General features: G+C 69.4%; 4 protein-coding genes. 3 read left to right on the top strand and 1 reads right to left on the bottom strand.

All coding sequences use genetic code 11. From position 1 onward, the window contains the following. Positions 1 to 12: 12 nt before the first annotated feature. On the bottom strand, positions 13 to 438 hold the full coding sequence (locus tag ACFX4F_RS20020; RefSeq protein WP_004135417.1) for a YkgJ family cysteine cluster protein: 426 nt from the start codon (positions 436 to 438) through the stop codon (positions 13 to 15). 102 nt (positions 439 to 540) lie between these two features. Between ACFX4F_RS20020 and oleC the strand changes: the two genes are divergently transcribed. The 3 genes from oleC to ACFX4F_RS20005 all read left to right on the top strand — a co-directional run bounded on the left by oleC (position 541) and on the right by ACFX4F_RS20005 (position 3,459). Further along, positions 541 to 2,199, top strand: coding sequence for an olefin beta-lactone synthetase (gene oleC, locus ACFX4F_RS20015; RefSeq protein ID WP_380658066.1), 1,659 nt, complete (start codon positions 541 to 543; stop codon positions 2,197 to 2,199). Next, complete coding sequence (oleD, locus tag ACFX4F_RS20010) at positions 2,196 to 3,182, top strand: 2-alkyl-3-oxoalkanoate reductase (protein ID WP_099819560.1); 987 nt, start codon at positions 2,196 to 2,198, stop codon at positions 3,180 to 3,182. Before oleC ends, oleD begins: the two co-directional genes overlap by 4 nt. 121 nt (positions 3,183 to 3,303) lie before the next feature. Beyond that, positions 3,304 to 3,459, top strand: coding sequence for a DUF1328 domain-containing protein (locus ACFX4F_RS20005; RefSeq protein ID WP_025875842.1), 156 nt, complete (start codon positions 3,304 to 3,306; stop codon positions 3,457 to 3,459). The last annotated feature ends 66 nt before the right edge of the window (positions 3,460 to 3,525 follow it).

Here is a 3,525-nt window from a genome sequence, read left to right as displayed (position 1 = left end):
CGCCACGCCGGACTACGCCGCGATCGGGGCCTGCGGCGAGGGGCTGTTGCCGTTGTCGTCCGGGTGGTCGTCGTCGTTGCCTGCTTCGTCGCGCCAGCGCCAGTCGGCCAGGGTCAGCGGATCCAGGCCATAGGCGATGCGCGCCTTGTCGCACTGCGGGCTGGCCTTGCCGTATTCCCATGACGCATCCACTTCGCGGCACACGCTGGGCCGGTTGGGATGGATCGTGCAGCGCGAATAGACGCCGATCTGCGCATCCAGCGCCACGCAGCGCACCGGCTTGGAATGGGTGCCGCGCATGCACAGGCGATGCGGGTCCAGCACCTCGGTGAGCTGGTGCGGCACGCCGCCGGGGGTGACCTCGTCCGATTCCATCCAGTGGAAGGCCACGCGGTACTGGGTGCAGCAGGCGCCGCAGGTCATGCAGGGATGTTGCATGGGCAAGCCGCCTCGGGCGGCATCGGGAAAGGGACGAGGATGCGGATTTTCCACGCTGGCGGCCGTCGCGCAAGAAATTCCGTAAGCGGCGACAATGAACGGATGAACCGATCCTGCAACATCGCCGCGCGGCTGCCCGAGCTGGCGCGTGAACGCCCCGACCAGATCGCCATCCGCTGCCCCGGCCGACGCGGCGCCGGCAACGGCATGGCGGCCTATGACGTGACCCTCGATTACCGCCAGCTGGACGCCCGCAGCGATGCGATGGCGGCCGGCCTGGCCGGCTACGGGATCGGCCGCGGGGTGCGTACGGTGGTGATGGTGCGGCCGTCGCCGGAGTTCTTCCTGTTGATGTTCGCCCTGTTCAAGCTGGGCGCGGTGCCGGTGCTGGTCGATCCGGGCATCGACAAGCGCGCGCTGAAGCAGTGCCTGGACGAGGCACAGCCGCAGGCCTTCATCGGCATCCCGCTGGCCCACGTGGCGCGGCTGGCGCTGCGCTGGGCGCCTTCGGCGACCCGCCTGGTTACCGTCGGTCGCCGGCTGGGCTGGGGCGGTACCACCCTGGCCGCGCTGGAGCGTGCCGGCGCCAACAGCGGCCCGATGCTGGCCGATACCGATGGCGAGGACACCGCGGCGATCCTGTTCACCAGCGGCTCCACCGGCGTGCCCAAGGGCGTGGTTTACCGCCACCGCCACTTCGTCGGCCAGATCGAGCTGCTGGGCAGCGCCTTCGGCATGGAGGCGGGTGGGGTGGACCTGCCGACCTTCCCGCCGTTTGCCCTGTTCGATCCGGCGCTGGGCCTGACCTCGGTCATTCCGGACATGGACCCGACCCTGCCGGCACAGGCCGATCCGGCGCGCCTGCATGACGCCATCCAGCGTTTCGGCGTGACCCAGCTGTTCGGCTCGCCGGCGTTGATGCGGGTGCTGGCACGGCATGGGCGGCCGCTGCCGTCGGTGACCCGGGTGACCTCCGCCGGTGCACCGGTGCCGCCGGACGTGGTCGCCACCATCCGCAGCCTGCTGCCGGCCGATGCCCAGTTCTGGACACCGTATGGCGCCACCGAGTGCCTGCCGGTGGCAGTGGTCGAGGGGCGCGAGCTGGAGCGTACGCGCGCGGCCACCGAGGGCGGTGCCGGCACCTGCGTCGGCAGCGTGGTCGCGCCCAACGAGGTGCGCATCATCGCCATCGACGACGCGCCGCTGCCGGACTGGTCGCAGGCGCGCGTGCTGGCCGTGGGCGAGATCGGCGAGATCACCGTGGCCGGGCCGACCGCCACCGACAGTTACTTCAACCGTCCGCAGGCGACCGCGGCGGCGAAGATCAGCGAAACCCTGGCCGATGGCAGCGTCCGCATCGTGCATCGCATGGGCGATGTCGGCTACTTCGATGCGCAGGGGCGGCTGTGGTTCTGTGGCCGCAAGACCCATCGCGTGGAAACCGCGCACGGGCCGCTGTACACCGAACAGGTCGAGCCGGTGTTCAACACCGTGCCCGGGGTGGCACGCACGGCGCTGGTCGGCGTCGGCGCAGCCGGTGCGCAGGTGCCGGTGCTGTGCGTGGAGCTGCAGCGTGGCCAGTCCGACAGCCCTGCCTTGCGCGAGGCGCTGCATGCCACGGCCGCTGCGCGTCTGCCCGAGCTGACGCTGGAACACGTGCTGATGCATCCGGCGTTCCCCGTCGATATCCGTCACAACGCCAAGATCGGCCGCGAGAAGCTCGCCGTCTGGGCCCGCGCCGAACTGGAGAAGCGCGCATGAAGATCCTGGTCACCGGTGGTGGTGGTTTCCTTGGCCAGGCGCTGTGCCGTGGCCTGCTCGAACGTGGCCACCAGGTGCTGGCGTTCAACCGCAGCCATTACCCGGAACTGCAGGCGCTGGGCGTGGGCCAGATCCGCGGCGACCTGGCCGACCCGCAGGCGGTGCTGCATGCAGTGGCCGGCGTCGATGCGGTGTTCCACAACGGCGCCAAGGCCGGTGCGTGGGGCAGCTATGACAGCTATCACCAGGCCAACGTGGTCGGCACCGACAACGTCATCGCTGCCTGCCGCGCGCATGGCATCGGCAAGCTGGTCTATACCTCCACGCCCAGCGTGACCCATCGCGCCACGCACCCGGTGGAAGGACTGGGTGCGGACGACGTGCCCTATGGCGAGGACTTCCAGGCGCCGTATGCAGCAACCAAGGCCATTGCCGAACAGCGGGTGCTGGCGGCCAACGACGCCACGCTGGCGACCGTGGCGCTGCGCCCGCGCCTGATCTGGGGCCCGGGCGACCAGCAGCTGGTGCCGCGCCTGGCCGATCGTGCACGCGCTGGCCGCCTGCGCCTGGTGGGCGATGGCAACAACAAGGTCGATACCACCTACATCGACAACGCCGCGCTGGCGCATTTCCTCGCCTTCGAGGCGCTGGCACCGGGCGCGGCCTGCGCCGGCAAGGCGTACTTCATTTCCAATGGCGAGCCGCTGCCGATGCGCGAGCTGGTCAACAAGCTGCTGCAGGCGGTGGGTGCACCGACCGTGGACAAGGCGATCAGCTTCAAGACGGCGTATCGCATCGGCGCGATCTGCGAGCGGCTGTGGCCGCTGCTGCGCCTGCGTGGCGAGCCGCCGCTGACGCGCTTCCTGGCCGAGCAGCTGTGTACGCCGCACTGGTACAGCATGGAGCCGGCACGCCGTGATTTCGGCTACGTGCCGCAGGTCAGCATCGAAGAAGGACTGCGACGGCTGAAGGCCGCATCATGACGGCGGCATCACCGCGCTGAAGCCTTCATTACGCGCAGAGATCGCCATCACCGGTTGCACACCGGCAGATGCGCAGGATGGACACAACGCCACCCACGGCCGACCACCTGCGAGGAGCACCATGCTGCATTACGCCGTCATCTTCTTTGTCATCGCCATCATCGCCGCCGTGCTCGGTTTCTCCGGCATTGCCGGTGCCGCCAGCAACATTGCCTGGATCCTGTTCGTGGTGTTCCTGGTGCTGGCCGTGATCTCGATGTTCCGCAAGCGCACATGACCGCGTGAGCGGTAGTGCCGGCCGTTGGCCGGCAACCTCGACAGTTGCGGGGTTGCCGGCCAGCGG

This window comes from Stenotrophomonas sp. YIM B13575, assembly GCF_042787595.1.
In the GTDB taxonomy this organism is placed as follows: domain Bacteria; phylum Pseudomonadota; class Gammaproteobacteria; order Xanthomonadales; family Xanthomonadaceae; genus Stenotrophomonas; species Stenotrophomonas lactitubi_B.
The sequence above is the reverse complement of the archived record's forward strand: the minus strand, read 5'-3'. Positions and strand labels throughout refer to the sequence as shown.

Excerpts from the sequence above, each read along its gene's own strand:
- oleC (WP_380658066.1), top strand. The coding sequence starts at position 541 with ATGAACCGATCCTGCAACATCGCCGCGCGGCTGCCCGAGCTGGCGCGT.
- ACFX4F_RS20005 (WP_025875842.1), top strand. The coding sequence starts at position 3,304 with ATGCTGCATTACGCCGTCATCTTCTTTGTCATCGCCATCATCGCCGCC.
- oleD (WP_099819560.1), top strand. The coding sequence starts at position 2,196 with ATGAAGATCCTGGTCACCGGTGGTGGTGGTTTCCTTGGCCAGGCGCTG.
- ACFX4F_RS20020 (WP_004135417.1), bottom strand. The coding sequence starts at position 438 with ATGCAACATCCCTGCATGACCTGCGGCGCCTGCTGCACCCAGTACCGC.